This is a genomic window from Bradyrhizobium sp. 62B (assembly GCF_030272265.2).
In the GTDB taxonomy this organism is placed as follows: Bacteria; Pseudomonadota; Alphaproteobacteria; order Rhizobiales; family Xanthobacteraceae; genus Bradyrhizobium.
On record NZ_CP092841.2, the window covers coordinates 1,816,052 to 1,839,033 of the forward strand.

General features: G+C 63.5%; 21 protein-coding genes. 9 read left to right on the forward strand and 12 right to left on the reverse strand.

The annotated features are described in order from the left end of the window. Window positions 1–6: 6 nt before the first annotated feature. From ML401_RS08585 to ML401_RS08595, 3 genes are read right to left on the reverse strand one after another with little or no spacing between them, the layout of a single operon-like run. Window positions 7–2,823, reverse strand: a complete 2,817-nt coding sequence (locus ML401_RS08585) for a DUF4159 domain-containing protein (protein WP_285811408.1) — start codon at window positions 2,821–2,823, stop codon at window positions 7–9. Beyond that, window positions 2,820–3,764 (reverse strand): DUF58 domain-containing protein, encoded by a 945-nt coding sequence (locus tag ML401_RS08590; protein WP_194406580.1) that lies wholly within the window; start codon window positions 3,762–3,764, stop codon window positions 2,820–2,822. The genes ML401_RS08585 and ML401_RS08590 overlap by 4 nt, the downstream gene beginning before the upstream one ends. Further along, on the reverse strand, window positions 3,764–4,762 hold the full coding sequence (locus tag ML401_RS08595) for a MoxR family ATPase (protein WP_194406581.1): 999 nt from the start codon (window positions 4,760–4,762) through the stop codon (window positions 3,764–3,766). Before ML401_RS08595 ends, ML401_RS08590 begins: the two co-directional genes overlap by 1 nt. A gap of 273 nt (window positions 4,763–5,035) precedes the next feature. On the opposite strand from ML401_RS08595, the gene ML401_RS08600 reads away from it, so the two are divergent. The 7 genes from ML401_RS08600 (at window position 5,036) to ML401_RS08630 (ending at window position 11,311) form a co-directional block, all read left to right on the forward strand. Then, entirely contained in the window at window positions 5,036–5,647 is a 612-nt protein-coding gene (locus ML401_RS08600) for a DUF1285 domain-containing protein (protein ID WP_194406582.1), read from the forward strand. After that, window positions 5,644–6,315 carry a CoA pyrophosphatase gene (locus ML401_RS08605; RefSeq protein WP_194406583.1) on the forward strand — a complete coding sequence of 224 codons (672 nt, stop codon included), beginning with the start codon at window positions 5,644–5,646 and terminating at the stop codon, window positions 6,313–6,315. The genes ML401_RS08600 and ML401_RS08605 overlap by 4 nt, the downstream gene beginning before the upstream one ends. Then, on the forward strand, window positions 6,312–6,575 hold the full coding sequence (locus ML401_RS08610; protein ID WP_211419477.1) for a DUF6111 family protein: 264 nt from the start codon (window positions 6,312–6,314) through the stop codon (window positions 6,573–6,575). Before ML401_RS08605 ends, ML401_RS08610 begins: the two co-directional genes overlap by 4 nt. A 10-nt stretch (window positions 6,576–6,585) precedes the next feature. Next, window positions 6,586–7,842, forward strand: coding sequence for a CCA tRNA nucleotidyltransferase (locus ML401_RS08615; protein WP_285811411.1), 1,257 nt, complete (start codon window positions 6,586–6,588; stop codon window positions 7,840–7,842). After that, window positions 7,839–8,609: a sulfite exporter TauE/SafE family protein gene (locus tag ML401_RS08620; protein ID WP_211419475.1), complete on the forward strand. Its 771-nt coding sequence runs from the start codon at window positions 7,839–7,841 to the stop codon at window positions 8,607–8,609. The genes ML401_RS08615 and ML401_RS08620 overlap by 4 nt, the downstream gene beginning before the upstream one ends. 1,447 nt (window positions 8,610–10,056) lie before the next feature. Continuing rightward, the gene (locus ML401_RS08625) at window positions 10,057–10,275 is read left to right on the forward strand and encodes a hypothetical protein (protein ID WP_211419474.1); all 219 of its coding nucleotides are present in this window, start codon (window positions 10,057–10,059) and stop codon (window positions 10,273–10,275) included. Between the two features lie 490 nt (window positions 10,276–10,765). After that, window positions 10,766–11,311, forward strand: a complete 546-nt coding sequence (locus tag ML401_RS08630; protein WP_211419908.1) for a hypothetical protein — start codon at window positions 10,766–10,768, stop codon at window positions 11,309–11,311. Window positions 11,312–11,497: 186 nt separating this feature from the next. Here ML401_RS08630 and ML401_RS08635 read toward each other — a convergent pair whose 3' ends face one another. Continuing rightward, window positions 11,498–11,674, reverse strand: coding sequence for a hypothetical protein (locus ML401_RS08635; RefSeq protein ID WP_212065609.1), 177 nt, complete (start codon window positions 11,672–11,674; stop codon window positions 11,498–11,500). A gap of 29 nt (window positions 11,675–11,703) precedes the next feature. Next, on the reverse strand, window positions 11,704–11,928 hold the full coding sequence (locus ML401_RS08640; protein ID WP_285811413.1) for a hypothetical protein: 225 nt from the start codon (window positions 11,926–11,928) through the stop codon (window positions 11,704–11,706). 1,001 nt (window positions 11,929–12,929) lie between these two features. Between ML401_RS08640 and ML401_RS08645 the strand changes: the two genes are divergently transcribed. Continuing rightward, the gene (locus ML401_RS08645; RefSeq protein ID WP_285811414.1) at window positions 12,930–16,286 is read left to right on the forward strand and encodes an adenylate/guanylate cyclase domain-containing protein; all 3,357 of its coding nucleotides are present in this window, start codon (window positions 12,930–12,932) and stop codon (window positions 16,284–16,286) included. A 157-nt stretch (window positions 16,287–16,443) separates the two neighbouring features. On the opposite strand, the gene ML401_RS08650 is transcribed toward ML401_RS08645, so the two are convergent. Continuing rightward, complete coding sequence (locus tag ML401_RS08650) at window positions 16,444–17,601, reverse strand: acyl-CoA dehydrogenase family protein (protein WP_211419470.1); 1,158 nt, start codon at window positions 17,599–17,601, stop codon at window positions 16,444–16,446. 104 nt (window positions 17,602–17,705) lie between these two features. Between ML401_RS08650 and ML401_RS08655 the strand changes: the two genes are divergently transcribed. Beyond that, the gene (locus ML401_RS08655) at window positions 17,706–18,650 is read left to right on the forward strand and encodes a LysR substrate-binding domain-containing protein (protein WP_259204613.1); all 945 of its coding nucleotides are present in this window, start codon (window positions 17,706–17,708) and stop codon (window positions 18,648–18,650) included. A gap of 233 nt (window positions 18,651–18,883) precedes the next feature. Here ML401_RS08655 and ML401_RS08660 read toward each other — a convergent pair whose 3' ends face one another. The 6 genes from ML401_RS08660 to ML401_RS08685 all read right to left on the reverse strand — a co-directional run bounded on the left by ML401_RS08660 (window position 18,884) and on the right by ML401_RS08685 (window position 22,869). Continuing rightward, the gene (locus tag ML401_RS08660) at window positions 18,884–19,345 is read right to left on the reverse strand and encodes a GNAT family N-acetyltransferase (RefSeq protein ID WP_285811417.1); all 462 of its coding nucleotides are present in this window, start codon (window positions 19,343–19,345) and stop codon (window positions 18,884–18,886) included. 7 nt (window positions 19,346–19,352) lie between these two features. Continuing rightward, window positions 19,353–19,817: a GNAT family N-acetyltransferase gene (locus ML401_RS08665; RefSeq protein WP_285811419.1), complete on the reverse strand. Its 465-nt coding sequence runs from the start codon at window positions 19,815–19,817 to the stop codon at window positions 19,353–19,355. Between the two features lie 286 nt (window positions 19,818–20,103). Beyond that, window positions 20,104–20,862, reverse strand: a complete 759-nt coding sequence (locus tag ML401_RS08670) for an HAD family hydrolase (protein WP_285811421.1) — start codon at window positions 20,860–20,862, stop codon at window positions 20,104–20,106. Then, window positions 20,853–21,740 (reverse strand): oxygen-dependent coproporphyrinogen oxidase, encoded by an 888-nt coding sequence (hemF, locus tag ML401_RS08675; RefSeq protein WP_285811423.1) that lies wholly within the window; start codon window positions 21,738–21,740, stop codon window positions 20,853–20,855. The genes ML401_RS08670 and hemF overlap by 10 nt, the downstream gene beginning before the upstream one ends. A gap of 19 nt (window positions 21,741–21,759) precedes the next feature. Then, window positions 21,760–22,392 (reverse strand): 7-carboxy-7-deazaguanine synthase, encoded by a 633-nt coding sequence (queE, locus tag ML401_RS08680; protein ID WP_259204620.1) that lies wholly within the window; start codon window positions 22,390–22,392, stop codon window positions 21,760–21,762. 18 nt (window positions 22,393–22,410) lie between these two features. Further along, window positions 22,411–22,869 (reverse strand): tRNA (cytidine(34)-2'-O)-methyltransferase, encoded by a 459-nt coding sequence (locus ML401_RS08685; RefSeq protein ID WP_211419463.1) that lies wholly within the window; start codon window positions 22,867–22,869, stop codon window positions 22,411–22,413. Window positions 22,870–22,982: the final 113 nt, after the last annotated feature.

Genomic DNA, 22,982 nt, shown 5'->3' on the forward strand with positions numbered 1-22,982 from the left:
ACGATCCTATTGCCCCAGCCGTTCGATCAGCGCCGGTGCATGCACCTGGTCGGCCTTGTAATTGCCGGTCAGCGTGTACATCACGATGTTGGCGCCGGCGCGGTAGGCGAATTCGCGCTGGCGGGTGTCGCCGCCGGTCACCGGCAGCATGGCCTGGCCGTCGGGCCGCACGGCCCAGGCGCCGGCGAGATCGTTCGAGGTGATGATGATCGGCGAGACGCCGTCGCCGCCGCGCGCCGGCCGCTGCGCGCTGTCCTCGTCCTCGTCGCGCGGCAGGGTCTCGACCCAGGTCTGGCCGGTGACGAAGCGGCCGGGGAAGTCGCGCAGCAGATAGAAGGTCTTGGTCAGCACGTGCTCGCGCGGCACCGGCTCGAGCTCGGGCACGTCGAGCGAGGACAGGATCTGGCGCAGCGTCTGCATGGCCGGCGTCTGCGCGGCGCCGTTCGCGCCGGGCGGGGCTTCGATCGCGTCGCGGGTGTCGAACAGCACGGTGCCGCCCTGCTTCATGTAGGCGTCGATCTTGTTGATGGCGTCTTGCGGCGGCTTGGGCGCGCCCGGCACGATCGGCCAGTAGATCAGCGGGAAGAAGGCGAGCTCGTCGCGCGCGGGATCGACCCCGACGGGGTCGCCGGCCTCGAGCGCGGTGCGCTGCGCCAGGAACAGCGTCAGCCCGTTCAGCCCCGCTTTGACGATGGAATCGACGTCGGCATTGCCTGTGACGACATAGGCGAGGCGGGTCTGCGCCGTCGCTCGCATCGCGAAATCGTCGGTGGCATCGTCGGCGCGAGATGGCGCCGGGACGAGCGATGCGAACAGCAGGCCAAGGACAATGCCAAGCACGATCATGGCGGGCGCGGCGCGGCGGCGCAGCAGCGCGGCGATCCCGCCGCCGAGCACCGCGACGATGATGGCGTCGATCAGGAACAGCGCGAGCGCCGTCGACAGCAGCCAGCCGCGCAGGTCCTGCGGCTCGGCGTTGGTGTAGGTGGCGTGCCGGGCGCGCAGGCTCGCGGTGTTGAGGGCCGCGATGCGGTCGGCGCTGGCAAGCGTGTTCACGGCGAGCGGTCCTTCGGCCGGGCCATAGAAGCCCGGCGGATGATCTGACGTGGCGCGGTCGCGATAGTCCGCGGGCAGGGGTTTTGCGGTCGCCGGCGGCGAGCCGAAGGCGCCAAAGCCGTCGAGGATGTGCAGCGGCGCCACCGTCTCGGTGGTCGCTTCGCTGGCGACGCCTGCGCCGGGCTTGGACGTGTAGCCGGACATGTCGACCACCCGCCGCAGCATTTCGACGAAGGTGCCCGACATCGGCAGGTCCGACCAGCGCATGTCGGCGCTGACGTGGAACAGGCTGACCAGCCCCTTGCCGCGATGCTCGCCGGTGACGAGCGGCGTGCCGTCCTCCAGCGAGGCCCAGCTCTTGGTGGCGAGCACCGCGTCGGGCTCGGCAAGCACCTGGCGGCTCACGGTGACGTCCCTGGGGACCATCACGCCTGCAAACGGGCCGTCGGCGGCGAAGGTCGCAAGATGCTGCGGCTTCTCCCAGGTCAGGCTGCCGCCGAGCGTGCGGCCGCCCTTGCGCAGCTTGACCGGCACCAGATCGTCCTCGGCCTGCGCGAGGCGGGGACCTGCGAACCGCACCAGGACGCCGCCCTGGTCGATCCAGGCGTTGAGCCGCTCGCGCAGCTCAGGGGCGATGGTGCCGACATCGGCGAGGATGATCATCGGCAGCTTCTGGTCCAGAAACTGCGTGATGCCCTGCTGCGGCGAGCCCTTGTCCGCGAGCCTGACGTCGGCGAACGGCGCCAGCGCGCGGGTGAGATAGAAGGTCGGCGCCAGCAGCGGCTGCGCGGTCTCGCTGGTCGCGCCCGAGACGATGCCGATGGCGCGGCGTCGCCAGCGCTTGTCGAGCAGCTGCACCGCGCCGGCGGAGCGTTCGCCCGAGATCTCGAGCCGCGTGATGTCGTTGCGCAGCTCGACCGGCAGGTCGAACGCAGCGTCGGTCTCCTTGTCCTGCGGACCGAACGAGAAGCGCGCCTCGCCGATCGGCGAGGCCTTCTGGTCTAGCGCGCGTACGGTGCCGATCGCGATGCCGCTGTCGGTGCGCAGCACCTTCACCGTCATCCGGGCGGCGGCGTTCTCGGCCGCGACCAGCGCCAGTGGCGAGGAGGTGCCGCCTTCGAAGATGGTCAGGCTGCGCTCGCCGACGGTCTTGCCGAGGCCGGTCACGAACTCCTCGCCGCGGCCGGTGTCGACGCCGTCCGACAGCCAGGCGATCTCGCAATCACCGGTCGCTTTCAGGAAGCGGTCGATCGCGGCGAGCGTGTCGACGCGGTCGATGGAATAGGCCTTTGGCGCGAGCTGGCGCAGCGCGACGCGCGCGGCGCCCGCCGGCATCAGGGTGATGTCGCGGTTCGGCTCGGACAGCGGCACCAGCGCGATGGCGCGGCGGTCGTTGTCGGCATTGGCGATCAGCTCGTCGGCGGCCCTGACCCTGACGTCCCAGTGCGATGCGGCGCTCCAGCCGTCGTCGAACATGATCATCAGCGGCGCCTTGCTGCCGGCGAGGCCGGTCTGCGGATTCCAGATCGGGCCTGCGGCCGCGAAGATCACCAGCGCAGCCGCAAGCAGACGCAGCGCGGTCAGCCACCACGGCGTCCGCGATGGCGTCTCTTCCCGCGGGGCGATGTCGAACAACAGGCGCGTCGGCGGAAACTCGATGCGGCGCGGCCGGGGCGGCATCACACGCAGCAGCCACCACAGCACCGGGAGGCTGACGAGGCCGATCAGCAGCAGCGGTTCGGTGAAGGCGAGCGGCAGTCCCATCATGCGGCAGGCCCCGCCTTGATGGTCGTGGCGCGGGCGCCCGACTTGCTCACCTGCATGCCGGCATGCAGGAACAGCAAGAGCTCGGCAGCGGAGCGGTCGGTGGCGTGCGTGGTGAACAGCCAGTCGAGCTTGCCCGTCTCGGCGCGGATCTGGTCGCGGTGCAGCGCGAGCCGCGTGGTGTAATCCTGCGCCCAGCTCTCGGCGCGGCCGGCGGTGATCACGCCGAAGCCTTCGGGCTCGACGAACTCGACGCGGCCGGAATAGGGGAATGATTCTTCGGCGGGATCGACGATTTGCACCAGCGTGCCGTGCGCGCCCGAGCCGGAGAGTCCAGCGAGCGTCGTCCTGATCTCGGAGATCGGCGACCAGAAATCCGACAGCACGATGGTCTCGGCGAGCGCGGCAGGCACGAAGGACGGCGGCAGGCTGAGACGATCGGCATCGTCATGCAGCATCGCCTGCGCCATCTTGTCGATCACGCTGCGGCTCGCGGTCGGCGCCATCAGCCCGGGAATGCCGACGCGTTCGCCGCCGGAGACCAGGAGCTCGGCCAGCGCGAAGGCGACGATCAGCGTCCGCTCGAGCTTGGACTCGCGCGCGGTCTTCGAGGCGAACGCCATCGAGGGCGAGCGGTCGGGCCAGATCCACACGGTGTGCGAGGCTTCCCATTCGAGCTCGCGGACATAGAGATGGTCGTCCCGCGCCGAGCGCCGCCAATCGACGTTCTGCGCCGGCTCGCCGGAGACGAAGCGGCGATACTGCCAGAAATTCTCGCCGGAGCCGGCGCGGCGCCGGCCGTGCAGGCCGTGGATGACGTTGGCGGCGATACGGCGGGCTTCGAGCACCAGGCGTGGCAAGGACGCGGCGAGCGTGCGGCTTTCGCCATCGGCACGTCGGATCGCGATGATCTCCTTCGCCGTGTGCCCGTTCTCCGCTGCCATCAACCGATCCGTGTCTTGAGCTGCTTGATCACGTCCGGAATCGTGCGGCCCTCGGCGCGCGCCTGGAACGTCAGGGCCATGCGGTGCTTCAGCACGGGCTCGGCGAGGTCGAGCACGTCGTCGACCGAAGGCGCGAGGCGCCCGTCGATCAGCGCACGCGCGCGCACGGCCAGCATCAGGGATTGGCTGGCGCGCGGGCCGGGGCCCCAGGCGATGAACTTGCCGGCTTCGCCGCTCTCCGCGCCCGGACGGGCCGATCGCACCAGCGACAGGATCGCCTCCACGACGGAATCGCCGACCGGCAGGCGCCGGATCAGCCGCTGCGCGGTGATCAGCGCGTCCGCGGTCATCGATCCCTTCGCCAGCGTTTCCTCGGCGCCGGTGGTCTCGAACAGGATGCGGCGTTCGGCGTCGCGATCGGGATAGTCGACGTCGATCTCCATCAGGAAGCGGTCGAGCTGCGCTTCGGGCAGCGGATAGGTGCCTTCCTGCTCCAGCGGATTCTGCGTCGCGAGCACGTGGAACGGCTTCGGCAGATCGTGGCGCGCGCCGGCGACGGTGATGTGCTGCTCCTGCATCGCCTGCAGCAGCGCCGACTGCGTGCGCGGTGAGGCGCGGTTGATCTCGTCCGCCATCAGCAGCTGCGCGAACACCGGACCCGAAATGAAGCGGAAGGCGCGCTTGCCGGCGGTGCTCTCGTCCAGCACTTCGGCGCCGAGAATGTCGGACGGCATCAGATCCGGCGTGAACTGGATGCGCTTGGCATCGAGGCCGAGCGTGACGCCGAGCGTCTCGACCAGCTTGGTCTTGGCAAGGCCGGGCACGCCGATCAGCAGCGCATGGCCGCCGGAGAGGATGGTGACCAGCGTGTTTTCGATCACGCGATCCTGCCCGAAGATGACGGACGCGATCGCTTCCTTCGCGGCGCGAATCTGGCCCGACACCTGCTCGGCCGAACGGACGATCCCGTCCTCGAGTTTCTCGACACTCTCCGCCATCCGTTCGCTCCTTCAGCCCGCCATGCGGCTTGCCTAGGCCGTCATGTCATCGCAGCACGTCAGATCATCACGTTAGATCATGGGCCCCATGCTAGACTTGCAGGAAGGCCATGTATTCGTTGAATTAACCTATCCCCACCTTATCGGCTTCGGGTTATGTACGGCATCACGAAGTGGCGACCTCCCACACCGGGCTAATCCGGGGTGGAACCGTGCACCCGAGTACAACGTAGACCTGCACCAAACGTGCCAAGGACAAAGTCAGGGCAAACCATGGCGAACCAAGGGCAGAGCGCCAATCACGGTCTCGAAGGGCTGACGGCCGCTGCCAAAAACGCTGCCAATACCGAAGGCGCCAAAAAGGGCCTGCCGCCGGTGCATCTGTGGAATCCGCCGTTTTGCGGCGATCTCGACATCCGAATCGCCTCCGATGGTACTTGGTTCTACTTGGGTACGCCAATCGGACGTCCCGCTTTGGTGCGGCTGTTCTCGACCATCCTCAAGCGCGAGGGCGACAAGCATTTCCTGGTCACGCCGGTGGAGAAGGTCGGCATCCGCGTCGACGATGCGCCCTTCATGGCAGTCGAGATGCTGACGCATGGCGAGGGCCGCCAGCGCGTGCTGAGCTTCCGCACCAATGTCGACGACTGGGTCACCTGCGATGCCGCGCACCGGCTGCGCTTCGAGCAGGCGGCGGACGGCGGGCTGACGCCCTATTTGCATGTCCGCGCCGATCTCTGGGCCAAGGTCACGCGGGCGCTCTATTACGATCTGGTTGACATGGGCGAGGAGCGGATGGTCGATGGCCAGCCGATGTTCGGCGTCGAATCATCCGGCGAATTCTTCGCCATGGCCGATGCGGAGCAGGTGAGGGCCGCGCTTTGAACAAGCCAATCCTGAAGAAAGATCCAGTCGCGATTGGCGCGGCGGATTTCTTCGCCCGCTCGAAGGCGAAGCTGGGCTTCGACGTGCCGGCCGGCCTCTACGATCCCAACATCATTCCCGCCTCGGGCGATCCCGGCACCGACAAGATGCTGGAGATCGTCGCGCGCGAGCAGCCGGTGCGGCCCGCGGCGGTCCTGATCGCCGTGGTCGATCATCCCGAGCCGACCATCCTGTTGACGCAGCGCTCGGCCCATCTCAACGACCATGCCGGCCAGATCGCCTTTCCCGGCGGCAAGATCGACGCGACCGATTCCTCGCCGCTGGACGCGGCGCTCCGCGAGGCCGAGGAGGAGGTCGGGCTGTCCAGGGATTTCGTCGAGCCGCTCGGCTATCTCGATCTCTACGGCACCGCGTTCGGCTTCCGGATTTTGCCGACAGTCGCCAGGGTGCGGCCCGGCTTTTCGCTCAGCATCAACCATTCGGAGGTTGATGACGCCTTCGAGGTGCCGCTATCCTTCCTGATGAACCCGGTGAACCATCAGGTGCACAGCAAGGAATTCCGCGGCATGGAGCGGTTCTACTACGCCATGCCGTTCGCGGAACGCTACATCTGGGGAGCGACGGCCGGAATGCTGCGTGTGCTGTATGAGCGGATCTATTCGTCATGATCCGGCCGATTCTGACCGAGATCGGAATCTTCCTCATTCCCTTTGCCGTCTATGCGCTGTTCCTGGCCGCGACGCGCTCCGGCCTGTTCGCGCGCTCGTCCTGGCCGGTCACCGTCGTGGCGCGCCTCGTCCTGGCAGCGCTCGTGCTCGTCATCGCGGGGTTGATCGGCTTTGCGCATTTCTCCGGCGCCGCCCCGGATTCGACCTATATTCCCGCCCATATCGAGAATGGCAGGCTGGTGCCCGGCGTGGAAAGATAGGGGCGGCACGATGAGCGCGGAGCCGATACTCGCCGATGCGCCCTGGCTGATCTCGGGCGGGACCGCGCGTGTCCTGCGATTGCTCAATGCCGACGGCGAGGAGGCGCGGGTGGTCGGTGGCGCCGTGCGCAACGCGCTGCTCGGCCTTGTTCCCGGCGACATCGACATCGCGACCACGGCGCGGCCGGAGGAGGTGATGCGGCGCGCCAAGGCCGCCGGCATCAAGAGCGTGCCGACCGGCATCGATCACGGCACGGTCACGCTGGTCATCGACAGCCACCCCTACGAAGTCACGACGCTGCGCGAGGACACCGAGACCTTCGGCCGCAAGGCCAAGGTCGCGTTCGGCCGCGACTGGGTGAAGGACGCCGAGCGGCGCGACTTCACCATGAACGGCCTGTCGGTCGATGCGGGGGGCGTCGTCTACGACCATGTCGGCGGCATCGCGGATGCCAGAGCGCGCCGCGTGCGCTTCATCGGCGATCCCGACCAGCGCATCGCCGAGGATTATTTGCGCATCCTGCGCTTCTTCCGCATCCACGCCGCTTTCGGCGCGGGCGAGCCCGACCGCGACGGCACGCTCGCCTGCATCCGCGGGCGCGCCGGCCTCGCCAGCCTCTCGGCCGAGCGGATGCGCATGGAGATGCTGAAGCTCTTGGTGGCATCGGGCGCCGCGGCCGCCGCGCTGGCCATGGCCGAGGGCGGCTTGCTGCAGGCGCTGGTCGGCGGCGTCGTCTACACCGGGCCGCTGGCGACGATGATCGCGATCGAGCGCGAGCTCGGCCTCGCCGCGAGCAGCACGCGGCGCCTCGCCGCGCTGACCGTCGCCGTGACCGAGGATGCCAAGCGCGTCGCCACGCGCCTGCGGCTGTCCAATGCCGAGACCAAGGCGCTGGATTCGATGGGCCACCGCTGGTGGCGCCTCGCCACCAAGGACGATGCCAATGCACGGCGGCTGCTCTACCGGCTCGGGCCTGAGCGCTATCACGATCGCGTGTTGCTGGGCTGGGCGAGGAACGGCGGCGATGTCACCTCGATGCGCTGGCGCGCGCTCGCCGAGCTGCCGCAGCGCTGGACTGCGCCGAAATTTCCGCTAAAGGCCGCCGATTTCCTCGCGCGCGGATTGGCCGAAGGACCCGCGCTCGGGCATGTGTTGACGCTCGCCGAGGACGCTTGGCTTGCGGCGGATTTTCCCCTAGATGAAGCCGCGCTCGCTTCCATCGCCGATCAAGCTGCGGCCCGCATCAGCCGCGATGAGAGAACGTGACCATCGTCTCAGCCTTCGCCGACATCTCGATCTTTCAGCTCTTGCTGGTCGCGTTGATGGCGTTGTTTGCTTCGATCATCGGTGGTCTCGCCGGCTACGGCACCGGCGCGCTGATGCCGCTGGTGCTGGTGCCGCTGGTCGGCGCCGAGCCCGTGGTGCCGATCATCGCGATCTCCGCCATCTTCACCAATTGCAGCCGCGCGGTCGCCTACCTGCGCTACGCCGATCGCCGCCGCGCAGCTATCGTGCTCGCCTGCGCCGCACTGACGACCGCGGTCGGCGCCTACGGCTATACGCGGCTGACCAATGCGGGCGCAGCCGTCGTGATCGGCGCGATGCTGATCCTGAGCGTGCCGCTGCGCCGGGTGCTCCGCCGCCGCGAGGTCAAGATCTCCGACAGCGGCCTCGCCGCCGGCTCGGTCGGCTATGGCGTGCTGGTCGGCGGCACGTCCGGCTCCGGCGTGATCCTGCTCTCGCTGTTGATGGCCGCCGGCCTGGAGGGCGCCGCGGTGATCGCGACCGATGCGATGATCTCGCTCGGCACCGGCCTCATCAAGATCTCGGTGTTCGGCCTCGCCGGCGCCGTCACCGCGCAGGTGCTCGCCTTCGCCCTCCTGATCGGCGCGATCGCGATCCCCGGCGCGTTCCTGGCAAAAGCCTTCGTCGAGCGAATGCCGCTGCACATCCACACCGTGATCTTGGATGTCGCGGTGATCACCGGCGGGCTGGTGATGATCTCGGCGGCGGCGCGGCAGCTCTTGGCGTAGACGGGCCCAACTGGGCATTCGCAAGTATCCGCGATCCGGGCTTGTTCTGATAACGTTGGCTTCTGAGCGCCAAGCGGACGTCGCCTGGATCGGCTTTCTTCAGGAGCGCCGCCGCCAAAAGTGATGCTGTCCGGAATATGTGCATCCAATATAATGAAGTCTTGCTGTCTCAGGCGAGGATTAGCCCCGGCAGTTCCAGGGAAGCGCCCGAAAAACAGCCTGTCGGCAGTGTGGCTCGGGAGTTGCTTTGCGACATACACGGCAAGCAGAGACGGCTTCGCGCATCGATGATCGGCTCAGTTCGGTGAACTTCACCGAACGATGTGATGCCGTCCACTCGACGGGCCCTGAGGCCAACGTGAGCAGCAAGCGGGGGGTAAGTTCCATAATTGTCTATGTCAGAGACCGGACATAGTTGATATAGTCTGCTTCATCATCGACCGGCCTTAGGCATTTATCGATGACTGAGAGCGCGTTTGCTCCCGCCTGAATTGCCAGCGGTGAGACATGTGCCACATTTGCAAAACCCTCGACGATCAAATCCGTCGCTACCGTCGTCTACAGGACCGCATCAACGACCGTCAGGTGGAAGAGGCTACGCTCCATATGGTAGCCGAGCTGGAGGCGAGAAAGGCCGCCCTTCACCCCGCAGACAAGTAAACGGTCTCAGTTGGCTGTTTCCCAGCTTCGACTGCCAAGCGGCTAGGGGCCATGAACGGGAGCTAGTCGCAATATCTTAGCCCCGCTGTCCGTGTCGGGATACCGGCGGAGGTTTGTTGGTGGCCTCGCTCGCAGTTCCTATGTCGGAGGCCCGACGTATAGGATAAGGTCTTGCAATCACCGTTCCCTGAATTGGCGACTACCGGTGACTGAGAGTGTTGTGCTCCCGCCTAACCGCAGGAATGCCACGTGTCTCCATCCGATCCCCGCTTCCCCGATGAGCCTCAGCGCTGCCCCAAATGCCAAGAGCCCCTTTACCTGGTCGGTATCACGACAGGTCCTAAAGGACTCAATGTACGATCATTCGAATGCGGCAGATGTAACCATGCCATCACAGTGTCGGCTGTCTTGTCCCGATGAAGCAGGATGGGCCAGCCGCGTCCGCCGCAGACGAGCGACCATCCGACCAAGACGTTCGTCGGGATCTCGAAGCAATGTCCACCAGCGAACTTCGACAATTGTTGTTTGAGGTTGAGCAAGTCATGCTTGCCAGAGGTTTGCGGCCAGACAGGTTCTTTTGAACTCAAGAGACTGCCTGGAAAGTGGGTAGTCCGAGGCGAGCGCCCACCTTTGCTCGTTGGCAGGCAAGTAGCTGGCCGCGACATGACGTCAGCTCATAGCCCTCAAGTGACCTTCACGGCGATGAACGCTGAGGACAGCCCAAATGCTATGTCCGGATCGGATTTACCAAATATCCTTAGAGTGTCGCTCGCGAGCGGAAATATCGATGACTGAGAAGCACGTCGCTTCCATACCGATTGGGAGGCTTTCGATGATTTCCATCAAAGAGTGCAAAATATTCGCTGCCGAATACAAGACTCTGGGATGCGAACCTGATATTTCCGCTCGCCGATCCACTGTGCTTCTTAGCATTTCACGTAGTTGGATAGCGCTGGCACACCAGCTTGAAAACCTGACGATGATAGTCAAAGACGAAGAGAAGTAAGGCCGCCCCAGGTAGGCCAGGATGCAATCCCTGTCGCCTTTTGACCGTAAACGGACTCTGGATGTGCGGCCGGCGGTTCATGATCAGTCCTGCGTCACCCAATTGTTCTCATGCGGCTGAAATGTCCACTTCGATACATAGAAATTTACCGCCGGCACGGTGAGTACTTTGAATTGTTTCAGTGGCGATAGATTCTCAGGGTCTAAGCGCGGGAAGACCAGCGTTGCAAGTGCGGCGCCCAGCCCGCGCCAAAGCACACGAAGATGGACTCCATGCGTGGCCTCACCGGTCGGGTTTTTGAATGCCAGTGCGGCGAACGCACTTTGACCGAGGACAAAGAGTAAGGCCGCCGCCTCAATTGGCGGCCTCTTTCATGTTGTCGATGTGGTCCATGTCGCCTATTGGCCCGTAGCTGACCTGCGCGGCGGCGTCCGCCGACAGCCGCTTTTGACCCATTGCTGACATTGCAGATAGTTGGCATCGTCGCGCGATGATCAATAGCTGGCTTCCCGATATTCGTGCATGGGCTGTCTGTATGATTGCTTACTGCGCTGCTTGCACTAGCGCAGTGGCCTGTACGCTGCCGGGCACACCGGCCTCATTAAGAGGCATCCTCTTCGAGCATGTCCCGACCAACATCGACGCACCGGTCGTCATCGAAGCGACCATCTATGACGCAACGGATAATGTGAGCTTCGCATATGATGGAACTTTCGTACCTGCCACACTAATGGAAGCGCGAGTAGATCGAGTGATCAAGGGATCAATCGATACCAAGTACCTCAAGATATTCGTGTACATGGATAGCTGCGCGCACGTCGGCGTCGGGCAGGGGATCGTTCTCGGAACGCTTCGAGACGACCCTCAGCGCGGGATCATGTTGGAAGCAATCCAGAAGGCTGATATGCGCGATTGGTCCAAGGAATTTTTCGCAAAACACGTAGCAATTCATGATGCTACAAAGTGCTTCAAGAACAAGTTCGGGGCCCGTGAGTGCCGCCTCCCGGGCATTGGTCCGGAATCAACTCCGCCCTGATATCCGAAACGGGTCCGCTTCTGGCCCTTAGATGACCTCACGTTCCTATGAGCGAACGTCGGCTTTCCCACCTATAGCGGACCACATCGGAACGTGGCTCCGGGCAGTCGTCGGCGCCTTCATGATGCGCCAGACCTACTAGGTGCTCACCAACCAAGCACATCTGCGGCGTCAGCCGATATGAAGCTACTTGGGCTTTTGCTTGTCCGCTAACTCGCGAGCGGCCAACCCAAGCTCCAGCTCTCTGAGCTGTTCGACCAACTCTTTGACGATCTCATCGTAGTCAGATGGCGTCAGTGAATGCACGCCTCGCAATACCATTTGCTTCTGAAGGATCGTCGCCATCATGGCTTTAACGCTCATGGGCCGCTCAAATTCAACTCGCTACAAAATCAATCTGAAGTAGATGCCAAGCGCTGCGGATGCGCAATCTCCGTAGAATTACGGCCCATGACGAGGGCGTTGCGGGCATCCAAGAACCACTTTGGCAGGTGCTCGACAATTGAGCGCGAAATAAGAAGCGCCGGATTGCGTTCCTTGTTTCGGGACGCGATCTGAGCGTATCGAAAGCAGAGTCGCGCTTCGGCAAGTAAAATTTGGTTCTGTGTCATAATCATAATGACTCCGACGCAAAAATAGAAAATAGGGTGGAAAAAACAAAAACATCGGGAGGAGTAGGTGGATACTGTGAGTCGCCTGCGCGCGATGGCATCGCTGTGCCGTCAGACTGCCGCGCATCACCCTGATCGAAGTTGCAAACTGCTCGCTGAAGCTGAGTTTTGGGAGCATTTGGCCGATGATGCACTGCGCGATCAGTCGTGCACATCTGGCTTCCCGCTCCCAGCAATCGGAGATGATGCGAACGCTACGCAATCGGCCCCCAGTATGGCGGCATGAGCGCTTTTGGCGCCAGAGTCCCCTTGAGGGTCACGGCTACCCCTATGCAGAGCGTCATGTTCTGGGGAGAAGCAGGTCTCAATTTCCTCACGGCGTACGTGCGAGGCAGCGCTTGGAATAGCGGTAAATCACGAAAGCTGGACTAGTTTTTTTGGCAGGGGTTGCGTTCATGGATAGCGTAGAGCGGTGCTTCGCCGCGGTGACGGCAATTGGATTTTTTGTGACCGTCGTGGGGGTCATACTGCTGCAGACGATCTAGGTTCTAGCTCCGCGCGAATTGCAGGCCAGCTCGCTGGGGCCGGGCTTTGGGCTGTAGGTCAGCCGCGCTGCGCTCAAGATCACTTGGGGCTACTTCTTCAACAGTATCCCTAGTGTTCGCGCCATTCGCCTCACTGATCCTGCGTGACGGCCTAGCTCGGCTGCTATCTTCGATACGCCAGCGCGTGCTCGAGCGAGCCTGACCAGTCGTCGAATTTCCTGCTCGTCCCATTGTTTTGGCTTCGGTGTTTTCATGGTGCGGCGCTCAACCCGCGCCAGCTAACCAGCGAGCCTACTAGCCGACACTTGGGAAATTTACGGGGTGGTGTGGTCCCACGAGGCGCGCGGGAGGGCGCTCATGACCCAAACCGTCCGTCCGTACCAGCAATCCGAAGAAGCCGTACCCTAGACAGTCTGCCTCGCCTGGGGGATCATGCGACGTTAGGCGAGCTGGGACGCCGTTATGGACGTCGGAGGTTGGCTGCGGAGGCTTGGCCTCGAGCAATATGAGGCGGCATTCCGCGATAATGAGATTGACGATACCGTCCTGCCGAACCTGACGGCGGAGGACTTGAAGGACCTTGGGGTAGGACTTGTAGGGCATCGCCGCAAGTTGCTCGACGCCATTGCCGCCTTTAGCGCCAAAACGGGCGCACCGGCGCCGCTATCCGATGTTCCAATGGCGACCGACAACGTCACGAAGGATACGGCCGAGCGCCGCCAGGTTACCGTGATGTTCTCGGACCTCGTTGGCTCGACGTCGCTCTCCACACGCATGGACCCAGAAGACCTGCGCGATGTCATTTCGGCTTATCAAACTTGCGTCGCCGAGACGGTGCGTGGGTTTGAGGGTTTCGTCGCCAAATACATGGGCGACGGCGTGCTCATTTATTTCGGCTATCCGCAAGCCCACGAGGACGATGCTGAGCGCGCCGTGCGCGCGGGGCTTGAAGCAATTGCCGCAGTGGGCGCACTCAAATTGTCCGTTCCGCTGCAAACCCGCGTCGGTATCGCGACCGGACTGGTGGTTGTTGGCGATCTAATCGGATCGGGCGAGGCACAGGAGCGCGGCATCATCGGCGAAACGCCTAACCTTGCCGCACGCCTGCAGGGCCTGGCTGAGCCGAACACGGTTGTAATTGCCGAGACCACGCGAAGGCTCTTGGGCAATCTGTTTGAACTTAAGGACGTTGGACCTCAGGAACTCAAAGGCATCCCGGGCCGCATCAGAGCTTGGGCGGCACTGCGACCGTCTATAGTCGAGGGCCGCTTCGAGGCCCTCCACGCGGGCGGCGGATTGAGCGAACTTATAGGGCGTCAGGAAGAACTCGAACTGCTAATGCGGCGCTGGTCGAAGGCAAAGACCGGCCAGGGTCAAGTGGTGTTGCTTTCCGGCGAACCAGGCATTGGCAAGTCACGGCTCACGGCAGCGCTAATTGAACAACTTGCTTCCGAGCCGCACACGCGCTTGCGCTATTTCTGTTCATCGCAGCATACAGACAGCGCGCTTTACCCGATCATTACCCAGATGGAGCGTGCGGCCGGATTCGCGCATGACGACACGATACAAGCAAAGCTCGACAGGATAGATACCCTGCTAGCGCAGTTCTTGACGCCACACCAAGATATTGCGCTGCTCACTGAGATGCTTTCCCTGCCGAACGACGGACGATATCCCAATCTAGAGTTAACTGCACCGCAGCGCCGACAAGAAACGTTTGAGGCGCTAACCAGGCAAGTTGAGGCTCGATCCAAGCCTAATCCGGTCCTGATGATATTCGAGGACGTGCATTGGATCGATCCGACGAGCCTTGAAGCACTCGGTCACACGATCGATCGCCTAAGAAATCTCCGGGTGCTGCTGATTATCACGTACCGGCCCGAGTTCGAGCCGCCGTGGATCGGAAGGCCATATGTCACTGCAGCTCATCTAAACCGCCTCGGCGAAGACGAGAGCAAGGCCATAGTCAACCGGATATCTGGAAGCGCGCTACTTCCCGCAAACATCAGACAGGACATAATTGAACGCACCGATGGCATACCCCTGTTCGTCGAGGAGATAACCAAGGCGGTGCTGGAGGCAGGTGAGGAAGGTGGTGAGAGATCAGCTGCGAGTATGCCCTCGCGATCCGTCGCCGTTCCTCCGACCCTCCATGCTTCGTTGCTGGCGCGGCTTGACCGGCTCGGATCACCCGCCAGGGAAGTGGCTCAGGTTGGCGCGGCAATCGGTCGAGAATTCTCCTACGAGCTACTCCTTCCCGTAGCGCAGCGGAGCTCGGCTGGGCTGAATGGAGCACTCGATCAGCTTGTATCCGCCGAACTGATCTTCAGACGCGGAATGCCACCACACGCGGAATACACCTTTAAACACGCCCTGGTTCAAGATGCCGCCTACAGCACGCTGCTGCGGGCACCCCGTCAGAGGCTGCATGCACGAATTGCCGAAGCGCTCGAACAGCTATTTCCCCAGCGCGCCAGTATCGAACCCGAGCTGTTAGCGCACCATTTCACAAATGCCGGACAGGCAGAACGCGCTATTTCATACTGGTTGAAGGCCGGACGGCGTGCAGCGGAGCGATCCGCCGACAAGGAGGCTGTGCGTCATCTCAGGCGGGGCCTGGAAATATTGATGGTGCTGCCGCATTCCGCACAGAAGGACCAGCAGGAACTCGACTTTCAGCTCGCCTTGGGCACGCCTTTGGCCGCTCAGCATGGGTATGGCAACCCAGTCGTCGGAGCTGCGCGCGATCGCGCGATTGCCTTGTGTGAAAAATTAGGCGACATGCAGCACCTATTGCCCTGCCTCTACGGGCAATATGCCTATTGCATAGCGAGCGGCAAGATCCGCAAGGCACTTGAGTATTCGGAGCGCTGCCAATCGCTGGCCGCGGAAACCGGCGACCGCGTGGCGCGATTGATCGCACACCGCGCCATGGGCGCATCGCTGCTTGAAATGGGCGAGTTCGAGGGCGCCAAGACGCAGCTTGAACAGATCCTTGCAATCGACAGGACCGACGCGGACCAAGCTCTTTCGGTGCTTTACCTCGCGGATCCGCACGCGTCAGGTCTTGCCTATCTGGCACTGAGCCTGTGGGCCTTGGGATACCCCGACCAGGCAGTTGCGGCACGCCAAAAGGCAATCAAACATGCCTTGGATACAGAACACGCAAACACCAGCGGCATAGTTGCCATCTACGCTGGCGCACAATTGTCCGTATTGCTCGGCAAGATGGAGGACGTCAGGAACTACGTTGATAACTTAAACGCACAACTCGGCCCGCGCGTGCCACTCTGGGCAACTAGCTGCGGTCAAATACTTAAGGGATGGGCGATCGGGTGTGCAGAGCAGCTGGAAGGCGGCATTGCGCTGATGAAGCACGGAATACATGCGGCCGAAACACAGGTTCGGTTTCATTCCCCGCAGTACCATTCTCTCCTTGCAGTCCTCCAAGCACGCGCGGGAGATATGCAGGACAGCGTGAGCACGATCAGAAAAGCCAAAGAGCTGATGGACGAAACAGGCGAGTTTCTCTGGCAGGCCGAGGTGCTCAGAATAGAGGGTGAACTCCGATTGCTTTTCGGAGCACCTACAAATGAAGCGGAAGCAGGCTTTGTTCAGGCCCTCGAAGTCGCCCGCAAGCAGCGGGCAAAATCGCTCGAGCTGCGCGCCGCGATGAGCCTGGCGCGGCTGTGGCGCGATCGAGGGAAGGGGGATGAGGCCCGCGAACTTCTCGCTCCGCTCTACGGCTGGTTCGCCGAGGGCTTTGACACGTTGGACTTGAAGCAGGCCAGAGCGTTACTCACCGAGCTGGCGCAATGAGGGTTGTCGTATCGCGAGGCCAGCTTCGGAGGGGCAGCTTCTGGCCTGATGGCGACGTTCGGTTCGGCTCACAAATCGCCTGCTAACTGGGGCAGACCGGAAGTGACACGGCGCGACTCAAACCGGCGCTGTTGACGGATATCGCTCTCTCCGACGGCTAAAACCGAAACGTTCCCGGATCGAGACCGAGCCCCACCCGTCCAGACACGACATAGTTGTTCGGGCTCATTGCGATGTGCTTCGTCGCGGCCTGGATGTCACGGACATAGCGCTCGATCGGCGAGGTTTCGAAGATCGAGCCCGTGCCGGTTTCTGCGGCGAGCAAGTCGGCGATCCGCAGCGCCGTTTCGGCGGCATGGGTGCAAGCCGTCCTGAATACGGCGCGAGCTTCGATCAGGCGCGGTCCATCCTCGGTCAACGCGGCTGTCAGTTGCGACATTGCATCGATCAGGAAGGCACGGGCCGCACGATGCAACGCGTCGGCCCTGCCGTAATTGCTTTGCACGATGTCGCGGTCGCGCATCGTCGTGACCTGGCCCTGCCGGGCCTTTCGCCCGGCAAGTTCGACGAAGGCGTTCATCGCACCGCGCGCAATCCCGAGCGGGACGGTCGCGACCGTCCAGGCAAACACCGATACGGCCGGCAACTGATAGGCAACTCCGTCTTGCGTTGCGCTAACCCCGATGAAGTCATGCGCGTGCTGCGCGGCAACGAAAAGATCGCGAACCTCGAAGTCGCAGCTGCCCGTCGCACGCAGCCCTGACACGCGCCAGGTGTCGTGGATGACGACATCGCGCCGCCTGAAATAGTAAAACCGCGGCGGCTCCTCATTTCCGCCGGCATCTTTCATACTTGCAAGGGCCGTGAAGTGCGAGGCATGGTGAGCGCCGCTGCCGAACGGCCAGCGGCCTGTGATGCGATAGCCACCCTCCACCTTGTGCGCGAGGCCGACAGCGGCGGTTGCGGACACGATGAATGCGCGCGGATCGGAAAAGAACTCGCGCGCGACCGGCTCCGGCAAATAGCCGCCGGCGCGGCTCATGCCTCCACCGTTGCCGACCAGCCACCCGATCGAACCGTCGAGCATGGATGCTGCTTCCACTACCGACATGAAATCGGTCGGGGACAGTTGCGGCCCCCCGAACGCGCGAGGCAGCCACAACCTGAATAGCCCGGCATCCGCCAGTGCGTTGAATACGGTATCAGGGAGCCGGCGTTCGGTGTCGAAGGCGTCGCGATGTTTGGCGATCAGGGGCGCAAGCTGCGCAATCGCATCCAGGTAGTCCGCCACCCGGCCGGGGGATCCCGCCAGCATGTTGCAAGTGCTCCAGCTAAGTTGCCGATCACTCTCGGCCCCCACCCGCCGCGCTGGCAAGCTCGGATAATTCAGGTGCAAGATGAATTGGATTCACCTAGGCTATGCTGATGCGCCAGCTTCCTCCGCTTACCGAGTTGCGAGCCTTCGAGGCCGCAGCCCGTCATCTCAGTTTCAAGAAGGCGGCAGCGGAACTTTGTGTCACGCCGACGGCCATCAGCCATCAGATCAAGCTGCTCGAACGCCACTGTGGCAGGGACCTTTTCCGCCGAAGGCCCCGTCCCCTCAAGCTGACCGCTGCTGGCGAGCTTTTGTTTCCGACGGTCCGAGATGGATTCGCAAATTTCGCGAATGCGCTGGAGAAGGTGCGCGGGAGCGCAGCTGGCGGACGGCTGCGCATCACCTCCACCAATGCGTTTGCGGCGCGATGGCTAGTGCCGCGGTTGCCCAAATGGCGGGAGGCGCATCCGCGCCTCAAGCTCGACATCCTGGGGACGGACCTCGTCCTTGACCTCGCGGCTGGTGAAGCCGACATCGCCATTCGATATGCGCGCCAGCCGCCGGCCGGAACGAAGTCCATCGAGCTGACGCGCGACACGTTTCGCGTGGTTGCGAGTCCGAAGCTGGTTGGCGCTAGCGATAAATCACTTAGCCCGGCCGAACTTGCAAACTTTCCCCTGATCGAGATCGCATGGCCACCCGGCGACCGGGCCGCACCGACCTGGCAGCGCTGGCAAGCAAAGGCGCGACAGCGCTTTGAGAGGGTGCCTGACCTCGCACGCTTAGCCAATCTCGCGTTTCGTGAAGAACTGCATGCCATCGAAGCGGCCATCGCAGGTCAGGGCATTGCGATCTGCAGCGATGTGTTGGTGGCGCCCGAGCTTGCGAGCGGCGCACTCAAGGAAGTCTCGAAGCTGACGCTCCCCGGCTACGGCTTTTATCTAATGTACGTGCCGGCACATCCGAGGGTAGGGTCGATTGAAGCGTTCTCTGAATGGGCTCGATCGATGAGCAGAAATCCGATCATTGAGCTCTCTGGGGTCGATTGAAGTTTGCCTAGGTGGCGTGGGTGTATTTTTAGCACTTAGTGGACGTCGCACGCTACCCACAGACTTCCGGTTATGGCCCTTCGGCGACATCCAGCGATGTCCGCCGTCGCGCCGTGATGGGCAGAGAAGCGAACATCGGGGAAAGCTAGCAAGCAGACATGACAGGCCGATCACGCGGGCCGGCCAAGGCGGGAATTCCGCCGACGCCGAGGTGGAGAGCAGGGCGACGCAAATTAGGGGATATTGCGAGGCAAACTCCGCCGCATGCGCAGCAACGGATAAGGCCGCCCCTCACGATCGGCGTGCATCGATGAGATCACGCGAAAACTCATCGCGCTGTAGAATGCGACGGCCTGGGTGTTTTGGGCATTCACCTCGACCTCGAGGTTCTCGCCCCGAGCGGTAGCCTCGGCCACGAACCGCCGTCCCAGTCCCTGACGGCGGAACGCCGGCGCGATGTAGAGCGAGTCGATCTCTGATTCTTCCACCCTCATGAATCCGATCACCCGATCGCCGTCGTCAACCGCAACAGTGAAGTCGCGGTTCGGGAGATAGTCTCTTCGGACCTGGATGCAGATCTCCGCCAAATCGGTTTCGCTGAGGAAGTCGTGCGTCGCCAGCACCGAGGCGTGCCACACCTCGTACATCGGTTCTATGTCGTCAGGCCGCGACGTCCGCAGCCGCCAATCGGTCATGATGAAGCTAGTCGTTCGTCAGCTCCAGAAGATGCGGCACGGCCTCGGTGTCGACGGTCGCGCCGAGGCGCTCATAGAATCGCATGGCCGACGCGTTGTGCTTCCACACATCCCAGCCGAGCCTCGTGACGCCGTGATCGGAGCCCCACTCCTTGGCCTTCATCATCAGCGCTCGGCCGACGCCGTTTCCGCGCACGTCGGCGTGCACCGCAATGTCGCTGATATATAGCGCGGCCTTTGCGCTATAGAGCTCGTGAGTCAGGATCCACGCGATCATGCCGACGACGCGATCTCCAAGCAGCGCGACAAAGAGGTGCACGGGCGCATGCTCGCGCACATAGAAGGCGACATACCGGTCCGGCGTCAGAGGCGGTGGCGGCTCTTCGATATGAGCCGCCAGTGCGTCCGCAAGATCGCGAACGGCGGCATAGTCGCTCGCCTCGGCTTTCCGGATCTTCAATTCGCCACTCACGATGCCGTGTCCTCCCGTTGGCGCTGAAAGGCGCCCGCGGGGTCATCTACGTGCAAGCTCGGCAGGTCGTTACGTCAGCAGGCGAAGAAATTTTTGGCGGCCGCTCCCGTTCGAGGCCGAGCAGCAGCCCGCGCGAAACTCCCTGCCGCAAGTTTCGACGATGGCATCATGCCCCCGTTTTGCCCGACGGAGCAAGGGCCGTTTCGTAAAATCCGTAAGCCCTTGATCTTGCAGGGCCCGGCTACTGTGCATGGGGTTGTTTTGCGACTTTTATCTTTTGGCCTGCTCAGGAGCGGTCCGGCACCAGCTCCGTCAGCGAGCGGATGATGCGGTCGGGCTTGACGGTCGAGCCTTCGGGCAGGCCGTCACCATGCACGTCGATCCAGATCGAATAGATGCCGAGCCGCTGCGGCGTCACGACTTCCCATTCCAGATTGTCGCCGATCATCCAGGTGTCCTCAGGCGTGACGCCGAGCGCCTCCATCGCGTGCAGATAGGCGCGCTCCTCGGGCTTGCCGAAGCCGTGCTCGCCCTCGATCTGGATGTGGTCGAAGCGATGCGTCAGCTCGAACCGCTCGACCTTGGCGCGCTGCATCTCGGCGGCGCCGTTGGTGACGAGCGCGAGCTTGACGCCGCTGGCCCTGAACGCGTCGATCGCATCATGGGCGCCGGGGAAGACGAAGATCGCTTCCTCGCGGTAGGTGGTGAAACGGTCGGCGATGCGATCGGCGAGGTCGTCGGGCAAGGCGCGATGGCCGCTTGCGGCAAGCGCGGCAAAGCCGCCGCGCACCGTGAGCCGCCGCGCCTCGCCGAGCTTCATCCGCCATGCCGCTTCCGCGTTCGCCCAGAAGTTTCGCGCGAAGGCGAGCACGGCGGTTGCGACCTGCGGCGGCGGCAGCGGCGCGAGCTCCTCGGCAAACTCGCTCGCGATCGTGTTCCAGGCGATCTCGGGCCGGCCATAGGCCGACAGGATGGTATCGTCCATGTCGATCAGCATGGCGCGGGGCAGCGGCTTCAAAGCGGTCTTCATCGTCGTCACGGCCATTTCACCTCGGGCGGCATCGACGACAGGATCGACTCGACATTGCCGCCGGTCTTGAGCCCGAAGATGGTGCCGCGATCATAGAGCAGGTTGAACTCGACATAGCGGCCGCGCCGGATCAATTGCTCCTCGCGGTCGGCGGCGGTCCAGGCGCTTTCGAAATTGCGCCTGATGATCTCGGGGTAGATCTTCAGGAAGGCGCGGCCGACGTCCTTGGTGAAGGCGAGGTCGGCGTCCCAGTCGCCGCTGTCGTGCCAGTCGTAGAAGATGCCGCCGATGCCGCGCGCTTCTTTCCGGTGCGGCAGGTAGAAATACTCGTCGCACCATTTCTTGTACTTGTCGTAATCGGCAACGCCGCCGTGCTGGTTGCACGCCTCTTTCATCGCGGCGTGGAAGGCAATGGTGTCGGCATCGTCCTGCGTGCGCCTGCGGTCGAGCACCGGGGTGAGATCAGCGCCGCCGCCGAACCAGGCCTTCGTGGTGACGACGAAGCGCGTGTTCATGTGCACGGCGGGCACGTTCGGATTGCGCATATGCGCGATCAGCGAGATGCCCGAGGCCCAGAATTTCGGATCGTCCGCGGCGCCGGGAATTTGAGCCCGAAACTCGGGGGCGAACTCGCCGTGCACCGTCGAGCAGTGCACGCCGACCTTCTCGAACAGCCGGCCGTGCATCATCGACATCACCCCGCCACCTCCGGCCGCGCCGGTATGGTCGGTGCGCTGCCAGGGCGTGCGCTTGAAGCGGCCGGCCTCGCCCGGATAAAGGCTTGGCGGCGCGTCGTCCTCGAGCCGCTCGAAGCTCGCGCAGATGTCGTCGCGCAAGGCTTCGAACCAGGTGCGGGCGCGGGTCTTGCGGTCTTCGATCGTCGAACTGTCCATCTGCATTCCCGGTCGCGTCCTATCTGATGCCGAGCGACTTATGCGTCTGCACGCTGAGCCGCCATTGCGGGTGGTGCAGGCAGTAGTCGATCGCGCGCGCGGTGTTCTCGATGACCTCGGGGCCGTCCATCGGCTGCAGCGAGAAGCGCTCGAAGGCGAGGTTCTCGAACGCTTCAGGGGCGGCGAGGGCCTGCGGATAGACCAGCTTCAGCTCGTGGCCCTGGCGCAGCACCAGCTCGCTGCCGCCCTTGGGGCTGACGCAAATCCAGTCGAGGCCATCGGGCGCTTCGATGGTGCCGTTGGTCTCCACCCCGATTTCGAAGCCACGGGCGTGGAGCGCCTCGATCAGTGCGGCATCGACCTGGAGCAGCGGCTCGCCGCCGGTGAGCACCACGTAGCGGCCAGCTTCGGTGGCGCGCCATTGCGCGGCGATGGTGTCGGCGAGCTCGGCAGCCGAGGCGTAGCGGCCGCCGAGGGTGCCGTCGGTCCCGACGAAATCCGTGTCGCAGAACTTGCAGGTGGCCTCGAGCCGGTCCGCCTCGCGCCCGCTCCAGAGGTTGCAGCCGGCAAAGCGGCAGAACACCGAGGCGCGCCCGGCATGGGCGCCTTCGCCTTGCAAGGTCAGGAAGATTTCCTTGACCGCGTAACTCAATCGTCTCTCCTCAAACCTTCAAACTTGCGGGTTCCGGATCTGCCGCAGCGCCTCGCCTGCGGCCATGGCCGCCGTCATGGCGACGTTGAGCGACCGCAGCCCGGCTTTGATCGGGATCACCAGCCGCGCATCCGCGGCCTCGACCACCGCGTCGGTGACGCCGGCGCTCTCGCGCCCGAATAGCAGGATGTCCGACGTCTGGTAACGGAAATCGCGATAGTCGGTGGCGGCCTTGGTGGTGAACAGCAGCAGGCGGTAGCCATGCGCGGCGCGCCAATCCTCGAATTTCAGCCAGGAGTCGTGCCTGACGATGCTGACATGGCCGAGGTAATCCATTCCCGCCCGGCGGAACGCGCGGTCGGAGACCGGGAACCCCGCCGGTTCGATGATATGGGCGTCCAGTCCGAGGCAGGCGCAGAGCCTGAGAATCGTGCCGGTGTTCTGAGGGATGTCGGGCTGGAAAAGCGCTATCTGCATCGGGGGCGGCGGGTTGGTTGCGGGTCGGAAATGTCTCAATAAAACATCGCATGGCCGGGAATTCGTGCATGGCACGCCCCCGCGCCGATAGCGGGCTTGCGCTCGCCCGGCAA

Bases quoted from the DNA above. Each gene is read 5' to 3' on its own strand.
- ML401_RS08660 (WP_285811417.1), bottom strand. From the start codon at position 19,345: ATGACCGATTGGCGGCTGCGGACGTCGCGGCCTGACGACATAGAACCG.
- hemF (WP_285811423.1), bottom strand. From the start codon at position 21,740: ATGGACAGTTCGACGATCGAAGACCGCAAGACCCGCGCCCGCACCTGG.
- ML401_RS08645 (WP_285811414.1), top strand. From the start codon at position 12,930: ATGGACGTCGGAGGTTGGCTGCGGAGGCTTGGCCTCGAGCAATATGAG.
- ML401_RS08650 (WP_211419470.1), bottom strand. From the start codon at position 17,601: ATGCTGGCGGGATCCCCCGGCCGGGTGGCGGACTACCTGGATGCGATT.
- ML401_RS08590 (WP_194406580.1), bottom strand. From the start codon at position 3,764: ATGGCAGCGGAGAACGGGCACACGGCGAAGGAGATCATCGCGATCCGA.
- ML401_RS08630 (WP_211419908.1), top strand. From the start codon at position 10,766: ATGATCAATAGCTGGCTTCCCGATATTCGTGCATGGGCTGTCTGTATG.
- ML401_RS08595 (WP_194406581.1), bottom strand. From the start codon at position 4,762: ATGGCGGAGAGTGTCGAGAAACTCGAGGACGGGATCGTCCGTTCGGCC.
- ML401_RS08585 (WP_285811408.1), bottom strand. From the start codon at position 2,823: ATGATGGGACTGCCGCTCGCCTTCACCGAACCGCTGCTGCTGATCGGC.
- ML401_RS08610 (WP_211419477.1), top strand. From the start codon at position 6,312: ATGATCCGGCCGATTCTGACCGAGATCGGAATCTTCCTCATTCCCTTT.
- ML401_RS08670 (WP_285811421.1), bottom strand. From the start codon at position 20,862: ATGGCCGTGACGACGATGAAGACCGCTTTGAAGCCGCTGCCCCGCGCC.
- ML401_RS08600 (WP_194406582.1), top strand. From the start codon at position 5,036: ATGGCGAACCAAGGGCAGAGCGCCAATCACGGTCTCGAAGGGCTGACG.
- ML401_RS08625 (WP_211419474.1), top strand. From the start codon at position 10,057: ATGACTGAGAAGCACGTCGCTTCCATACCGATTGGGAGGCTTTCGATG.
- ML401_RS08655 (WP_259204613.1), top strand. From the start codon at position 17,706: ATGCTGATGCGCCAGCTTCCTCCGCTTACCGAGTTGCGAGCCTTCGAG.
- ML401_RS08685 (WP_211419463.1), bottom strand. From the start codon at position 22,869: ATGCAGATAGCGCTTTTCCAGCCCGACATCCCTCAGAACACCGGCACG.
- ML401_RS08635 (WP_212065609.1), bottom strand. From the start codon at position 11,674: ATGAGCGTTAAAGCCATGATGGCGACGATCCTTCAGAAGCAAATGGTA.
- ML401_RS08615 (WP_285811411.1), top strand. From the start codon at position 6,586: ATGAGCGCGGAGCCGATACTCGCCGATGCGCCCTGGCTGATCTCGGGC.
- ML401_RS08640 (WP_285811413.1), bottom strand. From the start codon at position 11,928: ATGATTATGACACAGAACCAAATTTTACTTGCCGAAGCGCGACTCTGC.